The sequence below is a fragment of the Bradyrhizobium sp. UFLA05-89 genome (assembly GCF_059803475.1).
In genome coordinates this window covers 56745-74259 of record NZ_JBANBA010000036.1, presented here as the reverse complement: position 1 = coordinate 74259, position 17515 = coordinate 56745, and the positions used below count along the sequence as shown (strand labels likewise).

Sequence of the window (17515 nt, the reverse complement as noted above, 5' to 3'; positions counted from 1 at the left end):
GTGCACTGGGCCACGGCCGGCGGTGCGCGAGTGCTGGGCTTGCCGCAGATCGGTACGCTTGCGCCCGGCCAGCAGGCGGACATCGCCGTGTTCGATCTCGACCAGCCGCGCCATTTTGGCATGCATGATCTCCTGGTCGCACCGGTGATCTGCGGCGGCGCCCGTGTGCGTCATCTGCTGATCGGCGGGCGGACCGTCGTTGACGACGGCGCCATCCCCGGCCTCGACCTTGCACGACTCCGCTCCGACGCGGCGCACGTCGTGACGCGCGTCGCCGGCTGAATTTTTTGGGAGACACCTCATGCTGGCCACCAAACAACCGGTGCTTCGCCGCTTCTGGTACGCGATCATGCGGATCGAACAACTCGAGAGCGGGCCGCAGCCCTTCACGCTGCTCGGCGAGCCGATCGTGCTGTTTCTCGATGCCAAGGGCGAACCCGCGGCGCTGGAGGATCGTTGCTGCCATCGCACCGCAAGACTCTCCAAGGGCTGGTGCCGCAACGGCAATATCGTTTGCGGTTATCACGGCTGGGAATACGACCGCGACGGCAAGCTGGTGATGATCCCGCAGTTTCCGTTCGAGCAACCGATCCCCGACGCCAGGGCGCGCGCGTTCCGCACGAAAACGCGCTACGGCTATGTCTGGGTTGCTCTCGATGAGCCGCTGCGTGACATTCCCGACATTCCTGAGGACAGCGATCCCGCCTATCGCCGGATCTTCCAGTTCTACGACACCTGGAACACGGCAGCATTGCGGTTGATGGAGAACTCGTTCGACAACGCGCACTTCGCCTTCGTACACAAGAACACGTTCGGCGACATCGACCAGCCGCGACCGGAAAAATACGAGATCGTCGAGACCGATTACGGCTTCGAGGCGGAAACCATCGTCACCGTCAAGAACCCGCCTATGGCGGCGAAGATCTCTGGGACAACGGAACCCTATACAAAGCGCCACATGCGCAACAAATGGTTCATGCCGTTCTGCCGGCGGCTCGACATGGAGTATCCCTCCGGCATCCGGCATATCATCTTTAACTGCGCAACGCCGATCGCTGACGGCAAGATCCAAGTCGTGCAGCTCCTGTTCCGCAACGACACCGAGGCGGACTGCTCCGCGCAAGAACTGATCGACTGGGATACCGCCATCATCGCAGAAGATCGGGACATCCTGGAATCGACCGACCCGGACGCAATCGTCGACATGGGCCGCAAGATCGAGAAGCACATGCCGTCCGATCGCCCCGGCATGTTGATGCGCAAGCGCCTGCTCGACCTCCTCCACGAGCATGACGAGGAAGAAGTTCCGAAGCCGATCGCCATGGACGCCAGTGCGCCGGAGCGGAGTCATTTGGCGGTGTAGTCAAATGCTCGTTGCCTTGTACGCCAACAATGGAAGGTGGCGACTGGAGCACGCTTGGCTAATAGCTAGAAGCATCGGCGTACTGCTTATCATTCGCTCGCCATTTTGGACAACCTGTCGACGTCGCATTGATAGCTCTCCACAAACCAACGCGTCGACGCGCAATTACTCAATGCGGCCCGCCCCGACTTCAAAAAGTCTGCTCACGCCGTTATTGCTGGCGAGCGTGGTCGTGATGCGGACAGTCTGAGCGGTACTGCCCTTGCTGAGGCGTAGCAAATAGGGATCGTTGGCGAGGTTGTAGATCAGCATGTCATGCCGGGTGAGATCGGCCGGCTGCTCGGGCCACATCTCGGACCTGCAATGGTCTCACGATGCTGTTTGGAATGACAGCTCTTCAGAAACGTCGGCTGCGGCCTGCTGTAGGAGCGCTGCACAACGCTCGCGTTGGCCCTTGTCCAGCCATTCGGAGACAAATGCCGTGCTGATGGCAGCAAGAGGATTGCTTGCAGCATCCCTCACGGTCACTCCAATCCCACTGATGCCTCTTCGAAAAAGCCCATCATGGGCAGCGTAGCCTCGACTACGAGCCAAGGCATAGGCCCGTCGGAACGAACTCTCGTCGAAGTTGTTGCGCTGTTGATAACGCGATAGATTCCTCTCAATTATTCGTTTTGCCTCGGTCTCGATCAGCGAGGCAAGAATGGCCATACCACCTGCGCCGATACCGAGGGCCTCCCGCGCACCAACTTGAAGCACAAGTGTCTGGATTGGATTCTCGGGCTCGTGCCGGCTGATGCAGATCGCTTCGTATCCAACCCGTAAGATTAGATAGACAGTCTGCTCCATCTCTCGTGCCAAACGCGCGAGAACCTCATCCGCAATGCGGTGAAGCGGGTGTCTGACTGTAGCCGCCAAGCCCAGGCAGGCTAGGTCTTTTCCTAGATAGATCTGAACTCCTTCGCCCTCTACCCAGTTCGCGTCCCTGAGCTGTTTTAGAACTCTGTGCACCGTAGGACGAGGTAGGCCCGTGCGGGCAACGATGTCGGGGACGGACGTTCCACGGCGGGCGTCCTGTGCCAGGAACCGAAGAATGATAACTGCGCGGTTGAAGCTACCGCCGCCCGCCTCATTCTCCGCCATTATGGGAACGTTCGAGATTGCGCTCTTACCTTGGGCTCGCGGGGTCTGCGTCATGATCAGCTTCACATCATCAACAGTCGGCAATTCTGTCCGATATTCGGACCAAACGCAAGAACAACAGCTCCGTAGTCGCCATTTTTAGTTGACCATTTCCGGGAATCTGGCTCTAGTTACTCAAAAGCCGGTTCGTCCGATATACGGACGACATTCACCGCGCATTCGAGGAAGCCGTAAAATGCACAAGGTAGCGATCCCCGACGAGATCATGCAGCGCGTAAACCTTCGTCGTGGCGGCCCTCGCCTCTACGGTCGCATCGATGCCGCCCGCGCCGCGCTCGTTATCATCGACATGCAGAACGCCTTCCTCCTTCCTGGCATGCCGGCCGAGGTTCCTGGCGCAACCGACATCATTCCGCAGATCAACAAGCTCGCGCAGGGTTTCCGTGACTGCGGGGGCTTGGTGGCCTGGGTCAAGATGACGATCCACGAAGAGACAGAAAGCTGGAGCACCTGGTTCAACTACTTCATGAAGCCGGACCGCCGCGCCCAAATGCTGCGTGAGTTGAGCCCCGGCCACAGAGGGCACGACATTCACGCCGATCTCCCGGTGCGGCCCGAAGACATCGTCTTGCAAAAGAGCCGTTACAGCGCGTTCATTCAGACCTCCTCCAACCTCGATGAGCAGCTACGCAAGAGGGGTGTCGATACAGTCGCTATCGTCGGCACGCTGACCAACGTCTGCTGCGAGGCGTCCGCGCGTGACGCAATGATGCTCAACTATCGCACGTTCTTCCTGACGGATGCGAATGCGACACACACTGACGCCGAACACAACGCGTCATTGGCAGCAATCATGCAGTATTTCGGGGAAGTCATTACGACCGACGAACTGCTGTCCAGACTGGAACCCGCAGCATCGCGGAAGACGGCCTAATGTCAGACGTAAATTCTAGCGTGCTGATCGTTGGCGCAGGCCCTGTTGGCCTAACGCTCGCGATGGATCTCGCATCACGCGGCGTCGATGTCGTGATCGTCGAACTGCGGGCCGCCGGCGAGCCGCCAAACGTGAAATGCAATCACGTATCCGCGCGGTCGATGGAAATCTTCAGGCGCCTGGGTCTGGCAGCAAAAATTCGCGCCAATGGCTTGCCACCGGACTACCCGCACGACGTCGTGTATCGAACTACGGCGACGGGCCAGGAACTAGCTCGCATCATCATCCCGTCGGCGACCGGGCGAAAGTCCGGCGATCACGGGCCCGATACCGAGTGGCCAACTCCGGAGCCGCCTCACCGCATCAATCAGATTTTTCTCGAACCGATCCTGTTCGACCACGCCATTGCGATGCCAAACATCCGGGTTGTCAACCGAACGTCTCTGGAAAGTTTCGAGCAGACCGAGGATAGCGTGACTGCACGAGCTTCATCGCTGGACGATGGTAGCACGCTCACATTCCAAGCCCGGTACATGATCGGATGCGACGGCGGTCGTTCTCTTGTGCGCCGGCAGATCGGCGCCAAGATGGTGGGCGACCCCGTCGTGCAGCGCGTGCAATCCACATATCTGCGCGCACCGGACTTGGCTCAGATCATGAGCAAACCGCTCGCCTGGGGCAACTTTTCGCTGAACCCTCGTCGATGCGGCATCGCCTACGCCATAGATGGCCGAGAGACTTGGCTCGTCCATAACTACCTCAACGATAGCGAAGCGGATTTCGAGTCGATCGACCGAGACCAGTCGATCCGCGCGATTCTCGGCGTCGGGCCTGACTTCTCTTACGAAATCATCTCGAAGGAAGATTGGTTTGGTCGCCGACTGATTTCCGATCGCTTCCGGGACCGACGCGTCTTCCTCTGCGGTGATTCTTCTCACATTTGGGTACCTTTTGCCGGCTACGGGATGAATGCCGGAATTGCTGATGCTGCCAATTTGGCCTGGTTGCTGGCCGCCCACCTCAGTGGGTGGGGCGCTCCTGCAATTCTCGATGCGTACGAAGCTGAGCGCATGCCCATTACTGAGCAGGTCTCTCGCTTCGCAATGAACCATGCTCTTGAGGTGGCGAAGCATCGTCGTGAAGTACCGCCGAATATCGAGGCGGAAGGTCCTGAGGGACAGGCAACCCGACGTCAGATCGGTACCAAGGTCTATGATCTCAACGTGAACCAGTATTGCTGCGCCGGGCTTAATTTCGGCTACTACTACGACTGTTCGCCTCTGATCGCGTACGACGGTGAGTCGCAGCCGCCCTACGCCATGGGAAGTTTCACACCGTCATCCGTGCCAGGGTGCCGCTTCCCGCACTTCTTCCTGAGGGATGGTCGCTCGATATACGACCTGTTCGGATCCGACTACACGCTCATCCGGCGCGATAGAGCCCTCGAAGTCGCCCCAATGGTCGACGCAGCCAAGATACTTGGTGTTCCGCTCGCTGTTGTCGATATCGATCCCAAGGATGCGCCCGACGCGATCAAGCATCCCTTGATCCTAGTAAGACCCGATCAGCACGTGGCTTGGCGAGGCGAAGCTGCACCGAAAGACGCGCGACAGCTGATCCAGACAATTTCTGGCTACGCTCAAGTCTCGGTCAAGGGCTCCGCCGCTGCGTAGCGATCGGTCGAGTTGCACGTCGACGCCGAGCGGCAATCGCAGTTCATAAGGAAGTTCTTTCGCGGCTCCTGGGCGTAGCGCGAATCCATTCAAGCTTAGCGATTCGTCAAGTTTGCCTGCCTGCTGATCGTCCCCCTCCCTCAGTCATTCTGCCGTTTGATCTGGCGCAAGGAGTTCGGAACAGGACTATGTCAGCTTGACTAGATCGGGGTAGTCCCCGCGGGCGATACGCCATCTCACTCCGGATACGGCATGTCCAACGACGTCCAAGCGGTTTACAGGGCTGTCGCGGTCCTAAGGTGCTTTACTCCCGAAAGCCCGAGCTTGAGCGCAACAGACATCGAGCGCCGCGCCGGCCTAAGCCGGGCTACCCTCAGCCGCCTCCTCAGCACCTTGTGTTCGACTGGATTGCTGGAAACCGCCAGCAAACCGACGGAGTTTCGACTGGCTTCGGGCGTAATGCAATTCGCGCACGCTTGGCTATCGGGACATCGCCTCACACCAGTTGCGACGCCACTGATCGAGGCTTTGAGGAACGACACTGACGAGACCGCCCTCCTGTTGACCGCCCAAGACGACACAACGCTCTGCGTGCTCGAATACGCCAGCCGCCAGTGTTTTTCGATTTCTCGTCGCGTCGGCGAAGCAGCCCCGATGGCCGATGATGCCGGTGGCCTAGCTATCTTGGCGTTCCGAGACGAAGGCATCCAACATCGGGCTATTTGTCGTCATTCGAGCGACACGCGCCGTGCCTCCCTCAGACGAGTGCTAAAGCGCATTCGCCTGGACGGCTATGCCGTCGATCGCGGTGACGCCGTTACCGGCGCTGTGTCGATCGCAGCACCGGTGTTCGAAATGGGCGGAGCGGTCATCGGCTCAGTCGCCCTGCTGGCTCCGATGGCCCGAACCGGCAACGAACGAATAGACAGCCTTGCGCAAGCAGTTGTTACGACGTCGACGGCGATCTCGAGGAATTTGGGTCACTATTCCTCGCTGGCGGACACCCGTCGCTTCGGTGAATTCATTCAAGGGTGACATTCGCTTCCTTCGCAACGTCGGTCCACGCCCTCAGATCGGCCCTGATACGATCGGTGAATTCCAGGGAGGAGCTGCTCGTAGCGTCTGTCGCGAGTGCTCGAAGCCGCTGGCGGATATCCGGGTCCGCCATTGCGGCCCGCGCCTCGTTCTCGAGCCGGGAGACGACCTCGCCGGGTGTTCCCTTTGGAACGAAGAGGCCTGTCCAGAATTCCGCTCCAGCTCCGGCGACTCCCGCTTCTGCCATCGTCGGAACATCAGGAAGTTCGGGCAACCTGTTCTTGGACGTGACCGCGAGCGCGCGCAGCTTGGCATCATTCAGGAGCGCCATAGCAGGCAGTGGATCCGTCATGGCCGCCGAGACTTGGTTACCCAACACAGCCATCACCGCGTCGTTGCTTCCGCGATACGAAACGCGCTGCATCAATGCGCCGGTTCGTAGCTTCATCAGCTCCGCGGCCAACGTGAACGTGGGGGACGCACTGGCGTAATTCGCGCTGGACGGATTGGCTTTCGTCCAGGTCACGAACTCCTTCAATGTTCGGTTTGTCGATCCGGAATTGACCACCAGCACCAGTGGGAATGTCCCCAGCATACTCACCGGGTCGAAGTCTTTCAGCGTGTCATACGACGCCGGAGCGCCAATGGCCGGTCCAACGACCATCGCCCCGCTGGCGCCCACGAGCAGCGTGTACCCGTCAGGAGCCTGGCTTTTGACGAAAGTTGCCGCAAGCCCGCCTCCGGCTCCCGGCTTGTTCTCGACGACAACGGGCTGACCGAGCGACCTGCTCAGTTTCTCAGCCAGGAGTCGTGCGAGAATGTCATTGCTTCCGCCCGGCGCGAAGCCAACAACAATGCGGATGGAACGGTTAGGATAGGAGGAACTCTGCGCGATAGTTGCCGATGTGGACAACCCAACGAGCACGCCCAGCGCAATCAATATACAAGACCAACTGCGTAGACTCATGGCCAGATCCTCCTATCCAATTTGCTCCTGCTCAGATGCCGGTTTGGCTTATGAACTTCGTGCTGAGGTACGCGTCCATGCCCTCGATACCGCCTTCGGACCCGTAGCCCGAATCGCGGACACCGCCAAAAGGCGTTTCGGCGAGAGCCAGTGAGAAGCTGTTGATCGACATCATCCCCGCATCGACAGCTGCGCCGATTGCCGCAGCCGTTTTGGCCGACTTGGTGAACGAGTAAGAGGCAAGGCCGTATGGAAGGCGGTTTGCTTCCTCGACCGCGTCGTCGAACTTCCTGAAGGGAGAAATCAGAGCAAGAGGACCGAACGGCTCGTCATTCATCGCGCGCGCAGACTTGGGGACGTCCGTCACAACCGTTGGCTCGAAGAAATAGCCTTTGTTCCCCACGCGGTTGCCGCCTGCCGCCAGCTTGCCGCCTTGGCTGACCGCGTCCTGCACCAGATCCTCGACCGCCGCGACGCGGCGATCATTTGCCAGCGCCCCCATCCTTGACGCGGGGTCAAGGCCATTACCGACCTTGATCGACTTCACTCCCTCGACAAAGTGCTGCACGAACTTGTCGTACACGCCTTCCTGGACCAGGAATCGGGTGGGCGAGATGCAGACCTGTCCGGCATTTCGATACTTTGCGGCGACCAGAATCTTCGCCGCGGATTCCAGATCCGCATCGTCGAACACGATCGCCGGCGCATGGCCGCCGAGCTCCATCGTCACTCGCTTCATGTGCTGTCCCGCGAGGGCAGCCAGATCCTTGCCTACCTTGGTCGAGCCCGTGAACGAGATCTTGCGGATGACCGGATGGGGGATGACGTATTCCGAGATCTCCGCCGGCACGCCAAAGACCAGGTTGAGCACGCCATCCGGCAAGCCGGCATCAACAAACGCCCGGATCAGCTCGGCCGGCGAGGCTGGCGTCTCTTCGGGCGCCTTGACGATCATCGAACAGCCCGCGGCCAGCGCCGCGCTCAGCTTGCGCACCACTTGATTGATTGGAAAGTTCCAGGGCGTGAAGGCTGCGACTGGCCCCACAGGCTCCTTCATCGCCATCTGATAGACCCCCGGCGCACGCGCGGGGATGATGCGGCCGTACGCCCTGCGTCCTTCCTCGGCGAACCACTCGATGATGTCGGCGGCCGTCAGGGTTTCGAGCTTGGCTTCCGCAAGAACCTTCCCCTGCTCCTGCGTCATGATTTCCGCAATCCTGTCGGAGCGCTCCCGCATCAGCTCGGCCGCCTTGCGCATGATCTTCGACCGATCGAGCGGCGATACCGCGCGCCAGGTCTTGAAGCCCTTTTCTGCCGAGGCCAGCGCCTCATCAAGATCGGAGCGGTCGGCATGCGGAACCGAGCCGATGTTCTCTTCGGTTGCCGGATTGATGACCTTGAGCGTGCGCCCCGTGGAGGCCGACCGCCACTTGCCACCGATATGAAGTTGGACCGAAGGATAGTTCATAGATTTTCTCCCTACTGCGGGCGAGCTATTCGAGCCCAACAGACAACAACTGCGAGATGTCCATCAGACGGACATATAAATCGATCTTGTCTGTCATCGCCCAGCGCGTCAAGCGTCGAGAGCCGCGCCAAAAGCCATTGCGCCTGGGATCGCCAAGTCATGCGCACCGCGCGAACCCGCGAGAATCGTAACAATTTCAAGCAACTGAACTGAACCGGCAAGTACAACGGCCGCGCTGAAGGGCCGCGCCCGGACCACGAGAGACGCATAGACCATTGACACAATCGCCATCTAGTGATTTTGAGCACATTGTCCATCTATTGGACATACTGGGAGGAGATTGAACGCGACTGCCATCTGGTCCGCACCAAACGCGTGCCGGGCTGGTCGGCCTTCGCTTGTCTTGTCATCCCGCCATAGAGCCGCTGCAACGATCGAACGCTCCTTTAGGCATCGATCCACATTACCGGTGACTTGATGCCGTCCTTCAAAGGCAACGCCAATACCAGCAAAGGCGGGCTGTTTGCACACAGCGGAGTTCAAAACCACGGCGAAAGACCTCACTCATGCTGTTAGGCCTCATCATCAACGGGCTAGTGAGCGGAGCGCTCTATGCGCTGGTCGCCATCGGCTTCACACTCGTCATCGGTGTCCTCGACAAGCTCAACTTTGCCCATCCGGAAGTGCTGATGATCGGGGGATTCGTCGCGGTCGTCGCGAGTGGCCTACCGCCCTACCTCGCGTTCATGACTGCCCTTGCCACGGGTGGCGTGCTGGGGCTCCTGGTCGAATTCGCAGCCTTCCGCCGCTTCAAGGATAGCGACGCAAAAATTACCGCAGGCCTAGCATCAATGGCCGTCGGCCTCGTCCTGACCGACGTCACGCAGAAGCTGTTCGGAACCGAAAGCGTGTCCCTGCCGATTCAAACCGGGTGGTTGTCGCAGCGCTTTCAAATCGCCGGTGTCGACTTTCTCAACGTTCAAATCGTGATCGTCGTGACGACGGCCGTCTTGACCAGCGGCCTCCACGTCCTTCTCCAGCGCACGAAGCTGGGTCGGCAGATTCGCGCAGTCGCGGAATCTCCCGTCTCTGCGTCTCTTCTCGGCATCAACGTCCTGCGCATTTCCCAGGCCGTTTTCTTCGTGTCCTCGGCGCTCGCTGCGGAGGCCGGATTGTTGATCGCCCTTCGAAGCGGCGCAGCCAGCTCTGATATTGGCCTCACCTTCGGTCTCAAGGCACTTGCCATTATGGCGATCGGAGGCCTTGGCGATCTCCGCGGTGCATTGCTTGGCGGACTCCTCATCGGCGTCCTGGAGGCTCTGATGTTCCATTTCGGCCTCGGACGCCTGTCCGAGCTCACCGTGTGGCTCGCGATGATCGCCACCTTGCTCGTGCGGCCCCGGGGCTTGTTCGGCGGCGGCTCACACGGAGTGGAGCAACGCGCGTGATTTCCGATCAACTGTTCTTCGCAGGCATCAACGTACTTCTCGCCTGGAGCGTTTACATCGGGCTCGCGACAGGCGGCCTGTCCTTTGCGCAAGGCGCCTTCATGGCGATCGGCTGCTACAGTGCCGGCATCTTGACGGTCAATTTTGGCTGGCCGCTGCTGCCGGCGTGCATCGCGGCGGCCGTGTTCTCCGCCCTGGTTGCGGCGGTCCTTGGCTTCCCTGCTCTGCGTCTGCGCGGCGTGTATTTGATCCTCGTCACCATCGGCATCACTTTTTGTGCGCGCGTCGCACTGGAGAATATTGACTACGTCGGCGGCGTCAGCGGCTTCGGAGGCATGACGGGCGCCGACCTTAACGCGGTCGTGATTGCGCTTGTGATCGTCGGGGGCATCCTTCTTTGGTTCTCCTTCAGCCCGCTCCAGCGAATCTGCGACGCCGTGCGCGAAGACGACCGGGTCGCATCTTCGCTCGGCGTCAACGTCACGTTCATTCGACTTTCCGGATCCGCGACTGGAGCGGCAATCGCGGCAATCGCGGGCGCCCTCTACGGCCATTACATGAATTTCGTGCGGCCTGAGAGCTTCGACGTCCTCCTCTCCATCTACGTCGTCCTCTACGTCGTGCTCGGCGGCGCCAACAACATGTTTGGTCCGATGCTTGGCGCGACGCTGATGACACTGCTTCCCGAATATTTTCGGGTCTTGGCGGATTGGCGTCCAACCGTCTTCGGTTTGGCCATCCTCGTCATGCTGCTCTTCCGTCCGCTGGGCCTGCTCGCTTTCCGGCTCGTGACGGCACACGCGCTCCCCCCACGGCTTGGGCATAAGGCGGATCGCGCATGACCGGCGCCGCCATCCTCGAGATTCGCGAATTGCAGAAGGCGTTCGGGGGGCTCCGGGCCCTGGACGGCATCGACATGGACGTCGCCGAGGGCCAAGTCGTTGGCCTGATAGGTCCGAACGGAGCCGGAAAAACCGCCCTCCTCAACACCATCACCGGCTTCTACCGGGCGAGCGGAGGCACAATACGTTTCAAAGACCGGGACATCACGCACGAGCCGATGCATGAGATCGGGAGACTTGGCATCGGGCGGACGTTTCAGAACATTCGCCTGTTTCGGCGGATGACGGTTCTCGAAAACGCCCTCGTCGCGTTCAAGCCTTTCGCTGATCATCCGTTTCGTGCGCTGTTGGCGCGGCGAGCGCGCAAGACCGCCATCGCGGAAGCCATGCGCTGGCTTGAATTGCTGCAGCTCGATGACAAGGCCGATCGCCTTGCCGCGTCCCTCTCCTACGGCGACGCGCGGCGGCTCGAAATTGCACGAGCCCTGGTCGGCCAACCCGCGCTGCTGCTGCTCGATGAACCGGCGGCCGGGATGAACGAGGCAGAGACCAGGCGCCTTTCCGAAGACATCGCGATCGTCCGCAAACACGTCGGAGCGATTCTGCTCATCGAGCACGACATGGACCTCATCCGCCACCTCTCCGACAAGCTCATCGCCATGGACTACGGCAAAAAGATCGCCGAAGGCTCCTCCGCGGAGGTTCTCAATCATCCAGATGTTCTCAAGGCTTATCTCGGAACCGAGGCCGAGGAGAGCGTGCAATGACCTCACCGGTCCTGTCAGTTAAGGATCTCTCGGCCGGTTACGGGCCCATCCGAGCCCTTCGGGGTCTGAGCTTCGAGGTTGGCCAGCACGAGACGGTTGCGATCGTGGGAGCAAACGGCGCGGGGAAGACCACGCTGATGCGTGCTCTTTCGGGCATCATCTCGCTCTCCGACGGTCAGGCGACGTTCCTCGATCACGATATTCGACGAACGCCAACTCATCAGCTTGCACGTCTAGGCCTCCTGCATGTGCCCGAAGGCCGGGGCACGCTTCAGACGATGACCGTTCAGGAGAACCTCCGCCTCGCCTGGGAGATACGTCCCACCAGAGTGAGCTTCTCGCAGGCGCTTGCCAGGGCTTACGGACGTTTTCCGCGTTTGAAGGAGCGCACCGAGCAGGCTGCGGGCAATCTCTCTGGCGGGGAACAGCAGATGCTGGCGGTCGCGCGGGCGCTGGTCAACCGACCGAAACTGCTTCTACTCGACGAGCCGTCCATGGGGCTGTCGCCTCGTCTCACCAGCGAAGTGTTCGGCAGCCTCGCCGAGCTTCGCGACGACGGTGTCGCCATTCTAATCGTCGAGCAGAACGTCGCTCGTGCGCTCAAACTGGCACATCGCGCGCTGGTGATCTCCCACGGCGTCTTCACCGCGGCGGGGCATTCCGACCAGCTCGCACGCGATCCAGCAATCGTCGCCGGCTATCTCGGGCATTCGACGAACAACTGACTCAGAAAATTTTCAGGAGGACACTCGTGGATATCATGAACCGCAGATTTATCGTTGGCAGCGCTCTGGCGATCGCTGCCAGTCTCTCGGTTTGCATTGCCCACGCGGACGATGCAAAGCCGCCGATCAAACTTGCACTCATTACGCCATTGACGGGCCCGCTCGGAAGCTACGGCAAGATTCAAGAGATCCTGGTCAAGCTCGCGGTCGAGGACATCAATGCCAAGGGCGGCGTCAATCGGAGCCTCCTGCAGCTTGACGTTGGTGATTCGCAAACAGATCCGGGACAGGCCGTCGTCTTGTTCCGCCGCTACGCCGGGAGCGGCTTCTTTGGTGCCGTCGGGCCCATGACGGGTACGCAATGGGAGACCGTCAGCCCACTGGCCAACCAGATCGCGATGCCGTCGATAGCGCTCAATGCAATCAAGCCAGGCATCAACGTCAGACCCTGGACTATCCGCCTCCAGCCGCCGGACGACATGCAGATCCCGGAAGGGTTCAAGGCGTTTCTGAAGGCCTTCCCCAGCGTCAAGACGGTTGTCATCACCGCCGATATCCGTGAGGCCTCAAGCAAAGCGGCTGCCGACGTCTTCAAAGCCGTTGCGCAAAGCAACGGCCTCGAAGTCCTGGATACGGTGGAGTTCTCCTCGAAGAGCACGGACCTCTCGGCGGCAGCCATCCAGATCAAGAGCCGCAACCCGGACGCCATCATGGTGTCGGCGTTCCCCGCTCAAGGCATGCTGCTTGCGAAAGAATTCAACACGCAGGGCATCACTGCTCCAGTCTTCAACACCGCAACGCTCTGGTCCGGTCCGTTCATCAATATGGTCGGCGAATACGGACGCAATTGGTACGTCATCGGCTTTTCGACCAACGCCGACGGTATGCCGGGATATACGGATCAGGCTCTCTATCAGAGCATCGTCAAGCGAGTGCTGGAGAAGGGCGACCAGACGATTGGGGTGCCTCCAAACCTGGCGAACTGGTCTTTCGGCTACGACGCAATCCTCCTTTATGCCGATATCTTCCGCCGCAACGGCATCGACGGCAATACTGACCCGAAGAAAGCACGTGAGGTCATCAAGGACGAGTTCTCCAAGTTGAAGGAGTTCTCAGGTGTCTACAAGTACAAGTTCCGCGACACTGGTGATGCCTATCTCCCTGGAAATATTCTGAAGGCCAACATCGAAAAGAAGGTGTGGGAGTTCGTCCCGGAGAAAAAGTGATGGACCGGGCCGCCGCTCCTGGGATCGGCGGTCCTCCCTCTTTCCACACGAACTACGCAAAACTCCGAGCATCCCAATGTCCGAAGCATTACGGGCCGACGTTATCATCGTAGGTGCCGGCTCCGCCGGATGCACTCTCGCTGCGCGCCTGAGCGAGAACCCCTCGCTTAAGGTACTGCTCCTTGAAGCTGGCTCGACCCCGCGGAATTTCTGGATTCACGTTCCCATCGGCTACGTGAAGACAATCGGTGATGCGCGGCACGACTGGAAATTCATCACCGAGCCGGATCCATCGATGGCTGGTCGTCAGCTCGCCTGGCCACGCGGTAAGGGTCCCGGCGGATCGAGCCTGATCAACGGCATGCTGTACTTGCGCGGCCACCGCAAGGACTATGACGGGTGGGCCGCGTTGGGAAACACGGGCTGGGATTGGGAAACCGTCCGCCGCTATTTCGATCGATCGCTCGGCATCACACAAGACAGGCAAGTCCCTGATCCCGACGCTCCACTGAGTATCACGCGGCTGCCTCACGATCCGCTCTCGGACGCCTTCATTGAAGCCGCCAGCCGTTGCCAGATGCCAGCCGTCGACGATTTCAACGGAGGAGACAACACCGGCGCCGGCTATTTTACCGTCAACACACGCAATCACCGACGCCTTAGCACAGTGCGCGCGTTTCTGGCGCCCGCCCTCAACCGCCTCAATTTGAAGCTTGTTACGGACGTCACGGTCACCAGGATCGTCATCGAGAACAACCGCGCGGTGGGCGTGGAGGCCCTGCAAGACGGTCAACGCAAAACCTTCCATGCCACGAGCGAGGTTGTCCTTTCCGCAGGCACCGTCCAATCGCCCCAGTTGCTGCAACTGTCGGGCGTCGGCGATCCGGAGCTGCTCGGCCGATATGGGATCAAGGTCCAGGCAGACTTGCGGGGCGTCGGACGCAATCTGCAGGATCACCTGCAAATGCGACCGACATACCACTGCAAGGGCACCAAGACCCTCAATCAGCTCGCGCATTCACACTGGCGGAGCGCACTTGAATTCTTCAAGTATCTCGCGGGCCAGGCCGGAGATCTCAGCAGCGGGATCTTTCGCGCAGGCGCCTTTTTTTCCAGTGGCGCTGAGCTCGACTGGCCGGACACTCAAATCCATTTCGCACTGCTGAGCTTTGACGAGCGCAATCAACCACTTCATAGTTTTCCAGGTGTGACGATCTCGGCATGCGCGCTGAGGCCCAAGAGCCGTGGGCGGATCGAAATCAACAGCAGCGATGCCTTGGCGCCTCCATCCATCTACCCCTGCTATCTTACCGCGGAGGAGGATCAACGTCTGGCCGTGCAGACGCTCCGCAAGGTTCGCCAGATTGTCGGCACCGAACCGCTTGCTGGGTTCATCGAACGAGAGCATGAGCCGGGCCTGCCGGTATCGAACGATGCAGAGATCCTCGACTGGGTGAGGCGTCGCGCGAGCTCAATCTTCCATCCGGTTGGCACCTGCGCCATGGGGCCCGATACCGACGCCGACGCCGTGGTCGACCAGACTTTGAGCGTGAGAAAGCTCGGTGGACTGCGCGTCGTCGACGGATCGATCATGCCGCGCCTTGTGTCGGGCAATACCAATGCTCCGATCATCATGATTGCTGAACGAGCCGCCGATCTGATCAAGGCGTCGCTCGCCAAACAATAGATCAGCCGCCTTCTCCCTCTAGAACCTCAATCTCATGGAGACATTCTTCGAGAGTTCCCAGCATTTCCTGGAGTTCAGCCAACCGTCTTTCACCGTAGCGGCGCGTAATAGCGGCGTATATCGCTTCCGAAGTTGGTGCCACCGCGTCAATGAGCTTGCTCCCTTTCGAGGAAATGGACACAAAGGAACGACGCAGGTCTTCGTCGGCGGTACGGCGGCTGATCAACTCGCGGGTCTCAAGGTCTCGCAGGATGCGCGACAGGCTTGGGCCGAGCAGAAAGGCAATGCGAGCCAGCCCAGAAGTTTCGATCTCTTCGACGGATGTGAGAGCACGCAGGATCCTCCATTGCTGCTCTGTCAGACCGTGCCGACGCAGAGCGGGCCTGAATTGTCTCATCACGGCTTCGCGGGCCTGCAGGAGCGACATCGGTAGCGATCGTGAGAACTCTCGCATCGGCAGCGTCGGAGCGCTCTCTTGTGGAGCGGAGCGCTCAGACCTCGATCTTCTTCCCGCCATCAGCGTTTGTTCCAAAAAAAGATGGGCATACCGTTCGCGTTGAACGACGACATTTAACATGTTAAGTATCTGGATGCATCAGTAAATCGAAGATGGATCGAATGCCGCTCTCCCAAGACGCCGTTATCGCCGTAGCCAAACGACTTGATCAAGCCGAAAAGACCCGAAAGCAAATCCGCCAGATTTCGGTCGAACACCCCGGCATCACCATCGAAGACGCCTACGCAATTCAGCGCGCGTGGATCGAGATGAAGGTCGCGGAAGGGCGCGTGGTGAAGGGTCATAAAATCGGGCTGACTTCAAAGGCGATGCAAAGCGCCCTCAACATTGATGAACCGGATTCGGGAATCCTGCTGGACGACATGTTCTTCGCCGACGGCGGTCTTGTGCCGGCCGATCGTTTCATTGCTACTCGCATCGAAGCCGAACTCGCTTTTGTGATGAAGAGCAGGCTGTCCGGACCGAACTGCACGATGTTCGACGTGCTGAACGCGACCGATTTCGTGGTGCCCGCCCTCGAAATCCTGGACACCCGAGTGGAACGCATTGACCCGAAGACCAACGCAACGCGCAAGATCTTCGATACGATTTCCGATAACGCTGCAAATGCAGGGATTGTCCTTGGTGGGCGCCCAATCCGTCCGCTTGAAGCCGACCTCAGGTGGATCGGCACACTCTGCTATCGGAATGGTCAATTGGAAGAGACCGGCCTTGCCGCCGGCGTTCTCAATCATCCCGCGATAGCGGTGGCCTGGCTCGCCAACAAGATCGCGCCGAACGGATTGGCGCTGGAAGCTGGTCAAGTGGTCCTCGCCGGCTCATTCATCCGTCCCATCGAAGCCCGCAAGGGCGACACGATTCAGGCGGACTACGGCAGTTTTGGTTCCGTGAGTTGTTACTTCGCATGAAGCGTCGTCAGCGGTGACCGCTCGCCAGTTCATCGCTGATGGCGTCCGCACATTGCTGCACGATCCGCCGGAGCGACGCGATTTCTGTATCGGGAAGCCGCACAGAAGGGACAGAGATCGCGATCGCGGCCACAACGCGACCACGGATGTCCCGAACGGGTGACGCTACGCTGCGGACGGCCTCAAGATACGTGTCCGCCGTGTAAGCGCTATCGTCCTGCCGAACTTTCTCGCATTCCGCCTCGAGCTCCGCGGCATCGGTCACGGTGTGTATCGTAAATCGATGAAGCGGCTCGGCCAGCAGCGCCGCACGCTTCGACGGCTCGAGATGCGAGAGCAGCACCAAACCACTCGCTGAGCAATGCAACGGGATGCGTTCGCCGATTTCGTAAATGACCCGCACGGTGTTTCGGCATTCGACCATCGTGACACAGATAGCGCTCCGGCCGTCGGTGCGAGAAAGGGCCGCCCCCTCGCCCGTTCGATCGCGCAGACGAGTCAGGTGCTTGCCTGCGACTTCTGCGATGCCCTGCCAGCCGGCGCGGACTGCAGCAAGGTCCATGATGGCCGAGCCAAGCGAATAGCGCTTGGTTCGCTCATTTTGCTGGATAACCCCTTCGCCGCTCAGGCTTTGCAGCAGACGATGGACCGAGGCGCGATCCATCTCGAGCCGATGGCTGAGTTCAATGACCCCGAGTTCAGGAGTTTCGATCGAGAATTGCTTGAGCAATCGGATGGCTCTTTGCGCCGTCTTCATCCAGCTCACTCCGTAATAATTGATATTATATCAACTGCCCAAGATTCACAGGCAA

General features: G+C 59.9%; 18 protein-coding genes. 12 read left to right on the top strand and 6 right to left on the bottom strand.

The window, feature by feature from the left end; translation table 11 throughout:
• Both SO139_RS20330 and SO139_RS20325 read left to right on the top strand, forming a co-directional pair.
• A partial coding sequence (locus SO139_RS20330; protein ID WP_498540488.1) for an amidohydrolase family protein occupies nt 1-282 on the top strand: 282 nt, incomplete at its 5' end.
• A gap of 19 nt (nt 283-301) precedes the next feature.
• Nucleotides 302-1363, top strand: a complete 1062-nt coding sequence (locus SO139_RS20325; protein WP_498540487.1) for an aromatic ring-hydroxylating dioxygenase subunit alpha — start codon at nt 302-304, stop codon at nt 1361-1363.
• A 165-nt stretch (nt 1364-1528) separates the two neighbouring features.
• On the opposite strand, the gene SO139_RS20320 is transcribed toward SO139_RS20325, so the two are convergent.
• Together SO139_RS20320 and SO139_RS20315 are read right to left on the bottom strand one after the other, a co-directional pair.
• On the bottom strand, nt 1529-1714 hold the full coding sequence (locus SO139_RS20320; RefSeq protein WP_498540486.1) for a hypothetical protein: 186 nt from the start codon (nt 1712-1714) through the stop codon (nt 1529-1531).
• 18 nt (nt 1715-1732) lie between these two features.
• On the bottom strand, nt 1733-2560 hold the full coding sequence (locus tag SO139_RS20315) for an IclR family transcriptional regulator (protein ID WP_498540485.1): 828 nt from the start codon (nt 2558-2560) through the stop codon (nt 1733-1735).
• 181 nt (nt 2561-2741) lie between these two features.
• On the opposite strand from SO139_RS20315, the gene SO139_RS20310 reads away from it, so the two are divergent.
• The 3 genes from SO139_RS20310 (at nt 2742) to SO139_RS20300 (ending at nt 6148) form a co-directional block, all read left to right on the top strand.
• Nucleotides 2742-3440, top strand: a complete 699-nt coding sequence (locus tag SO139_RS20310; protein ID WP_498540484.1) for an isochorismatase family protein — start codon at nt 2742-2744, stop codon at nt 3438-3440.
• Nucleotides 3440-5113 (top strand): FAD-dependent oxidoreductase, encoded by a 1674-nt coding sequence (locus SO139_RS20305; protein WP_498540483.1) that lies wholly within the window; start codon nt 3440-3442, stop codon nt 5111-5113. The genes SO139_RS20310 and SO139_RS20305 overlap by 1 nt, the downstream gene beginning before the upstream one ends.
• Nucleotides 5114-5365: 252 nt before the next feature.
• Nucleotides 5366-6148, top strand: coding sequence for an IclR family transcriptional regulator (locus tag SO139_RS20300; protein ID WP_498540482.1), 783 nt, complete (start codon nt 5366-5368; stop codon nt 6146-6148).
• Here SO139_RS20300 and SO139_RS20295 read toward each other — a convergent pair.
• Together SO139_RS20295 and SO139_RS20290 are read right to left on the bottom strand one after the other, a co-directional pair.
• On the bottom strand, nt 6135-7115 hold the full coding sequence (locus tag SO139_RS20295; RefSeq protein ID WP_498540481.1) for a Bug family tripartite tricarboxylate transporter substrate binding protein: 981 nt from the start codon (nt 7113-7115) through the stop codon (nt 6135-6137). The genes SO139_RS20300 and SO139_RS20295 overlap by 14 nt on opposite strands.
• Before the next feature lie 31 nt (nt 7116-7146).
• Nucleotides 7147-8583, bottom strand: coding sequence for an NAD-dependent succinate-semialdehyde dehydrogenase (locus SO139_RS20290; RefSeq protein ID WP_498540480.1), 1437 nt, complete (start codon nt 8581-8583; stop codon nt 7147-7149).
• Between the two features lie 566 nt (nt 8584-9149).
• Between SO139_RS20290 and SO139_RS20285 the strand changes: the two genes are divergently transcribed.
• The 6 genes from SO139_RS20285 (at nt 9150) to SO139_RS20260 (ending at nt 15278) form a co-directional block, all read left to right on the top strand.
• A complete protein-coding gene (locus SO139_RS20285; protein WP_498540479.1) occupies nt 9150-10031 on the top strand; it encodes a branched-chain amino acid ABC transporter permease in 882 nt (293 codons plus the stop codon).
• Nucleotides 10028-10873: a branched-chain amino acid ABC transporter permease gene (locus SO139_RS20280; protein WP_498540478.1), complete on the top strand. Its 846-nt coding sequence runs from the start codon at nt 10028-10030 to the stop codon at nt 10871-10873. Before SO139_RS20285 ends, SO139_RS20280 begins: the two co-directional genes overlap by 4 nt.
• Entirely contained in the window at nt 10870-11640 is a 771-nt protein-coding gene (locus tag SO139_RS20275; RefSeq protein ID WP_498540477.1) for an ABC transporter ATP-binding protein, read from the top strand. The genes SO139_RS20280 and SO139_RS20275 overlap by 4 nt, the downstream gene beginning before the upstream one ends.
• The gene (locus SO139_RS20270; protein WP_498540476.1) at nt 11637-12365 is read left to right on the top strand and encodes an ABC transporter ATP-binding protein; all 729 of its coding nucleotides are present in this window, start codon (nt 11637-11639) and stop codon (nt 12363-12365) included. Before SO139_RS20275 ends, SO139_RS20270 begins: the two co-directional genes overlap by 4 nt.
• 35 nt (nt 12366-12400) lie before the next feature.
• Nucleotides 12401-13591: an ABC transporter substrate-binding protein gene (locus SO139_RS20265; RefSeq protein WP_498540475.1), complete on the top strand. Its 1191-nt coding sequence runs from the start codon at nt 12401-12403 to the stop codon at nt 13589-13591.
• 76 nt (nt 13592-13667) lie between these two features.
• The gene (locus SO139_RS20260; protein ID WP_498540474.1) at nt 13668-15278 is read left to right on the top strand and encodes a GMC family oxidoreductase; all 1611 of its coding nucleotides are present in this window, start codon (nt 13668-13670) and stop codon (nt 15276-15278) included.
• Between the two features lies 1 nt (nt 15279).
• On the opposite strand, the gene hpaR is transcribed toward SO139_RS20260, so the two are convergent.
• A complete protein-coding gene (hpaR, locus tag SO139_RS20255) occupies nt 15280-15732 on the bottom strand; it encodes a homoprotocatechuate degradation operon regulator HpaR (protein ID WP_498540492.1) in 453 nt (150 codons plus the stop codon).
• 164 nt (nt 15733-15896) lie between these two features.
• On the opposite strand from hpaR, the gene hpaH reads away from it, so the two are divergent.
• A complete protein-coding gene (gene hpaH / locus SO139_RS20250) occupies nt 15897-16703 on the top strand; it encodes a 2-oxo-hept-4-ene-1,7-dioate hydratase (protein WP_498540473.1) in 807 nt (268 codons plus the stop codon).
• Between the two features lie 7 nt (nt 16704-16710).
• Here the strand turns inward: hpaH and SO139_RS20245 are convergent, their stop codons facing one another.
• Nucleotides 16711-17460 carry an IclR family transcriptional regulator gene (locus SO139_RS20245; protein ID WP_498540472.1) on the bottom strand — a complete coding sequence of 250 codons (750 nt, stop codon included), beginning with the start codon at nt 17458-17460 and terminating at the stop codon, nt 16711-16713.
• Nucleotides 17461-17515 lie beyond the last annotated feature (55 nt).

Excerpts from the sequence above, each read along its gene's own strand:
- SO139_RS20260 (WP_498540474.1), top strand. The coding sequence starts at position 13,668 with ATGTCCGAAGCATTACGGGCCGACGTTATCATCGTAGGTGCCGGCTCC.
- hpaR (WP_498540492.1), bottom strand. The coding sequence starts at position 15,732 with ATGCGAGAGTTCTCACGATCGCTACCGATGTCGCTCCTGCAGGCCCGC.
- SO139_RS20310 (WP_498540484.1), top strand. The coding sequence starts at position 2,742 with ATGCACAAGGTAGCGATCCCCGACGAGATCATGCAGCGCGTAAACCTT.
- SO139_RS20300 (WP_498540482.1), top strand. The coding sequence starts at position 5,366 with ATGTCCAACGACGTCCAAGCGGTTTACAGGGCTGTCGCGGTCCTAAGG.
- hpaH (WP_498540473.1), top strand. The coding sequence starts at position 15,897 with ATGCCGCTCTCCCAAGACGCCGTTATCGCCGTAGCCAAACGACTTGAT.
- SO139_RS20305 (WP_498540483.1), top strand. The coding sequence starts at position 3,440 with ATGTCAGACGTAAATTCTAGCGTGCTGATCGTTGGCGCAGGCCCTGTT.
- SO139_RS20295 (WP_498540481.1), bottom strand. The coding sequence starts at position 7,115 with ATGAGTCTACGCAGTTGGTCTTGTATATTGATTGCGCTGGGCGTGCTC.
- SO139_RS20285 (WP_498540479.1), top strand. The coding sequence starts at position 9,150 with ATGCTGTTAGGCCTCATCATCAACGGGCTAGTGAGCGGAGCGCTCTAT.
- SO139_RS20325 (WP_498540487.1), top strand. The coding sequence starts at position 302 with ATGCTGGCCACCAAACAACCGGTGCTTCGCCGCTTCTGGTACGCGATC.
- SO139_RS20265 (WP_498540475.1), top strand. The coding sequence starts at position 12,401 with ATGAACCGCAGATTTATCGTTGGCAGCGCTCTGGCGATCGCTGCCAGT.
- SO139_RS20290 (WP_498540480.1), bottom strand. The coding sequence starts at position 8,583 with ATGAACTATCCTTCGGTCCAACTTCATATCGGTGGCAAGTGGCGGTCG.
- SO139_RS20275 (WP_498540477.1), top strand. The coding sequence starts at position 10,870 with ATGACCGGCGCCGCCATCCTCGAGATTCGCGAATTGCAGAAGGCGTTC.
- SO139_RS20270 (WP_498540476.1), top strand. The coding sequence starts at position 11,637 with ATGACCTCACCGGTCCTGTCAGTTAAGGATCTCTCGGCCGGTTACGGG.
- SO139_RS20315 (WP_498540485.1), bottom strand. The coding sequence starts at position 2,560 with ATGACGCAGACCCCGCGAGCCCAAGGTAAGAGCGCAATCTCGAACGTT.
- SO139_RS20320 (WP_498540486.1), bottom strand. The coding sequence starts at position 1,714 with ATGTGGCCCGAGCAGCCGGCCGATCTCACCCGGCATGACATGCTGATC.
- SO139_RS20245 (WP_498540472.1), bottom strand. The coding sequence starts at position 17,460 with ATGAAGACGGCGCAAAGAGCCATCCGATTGCTCAAGCAATTCTCGATC.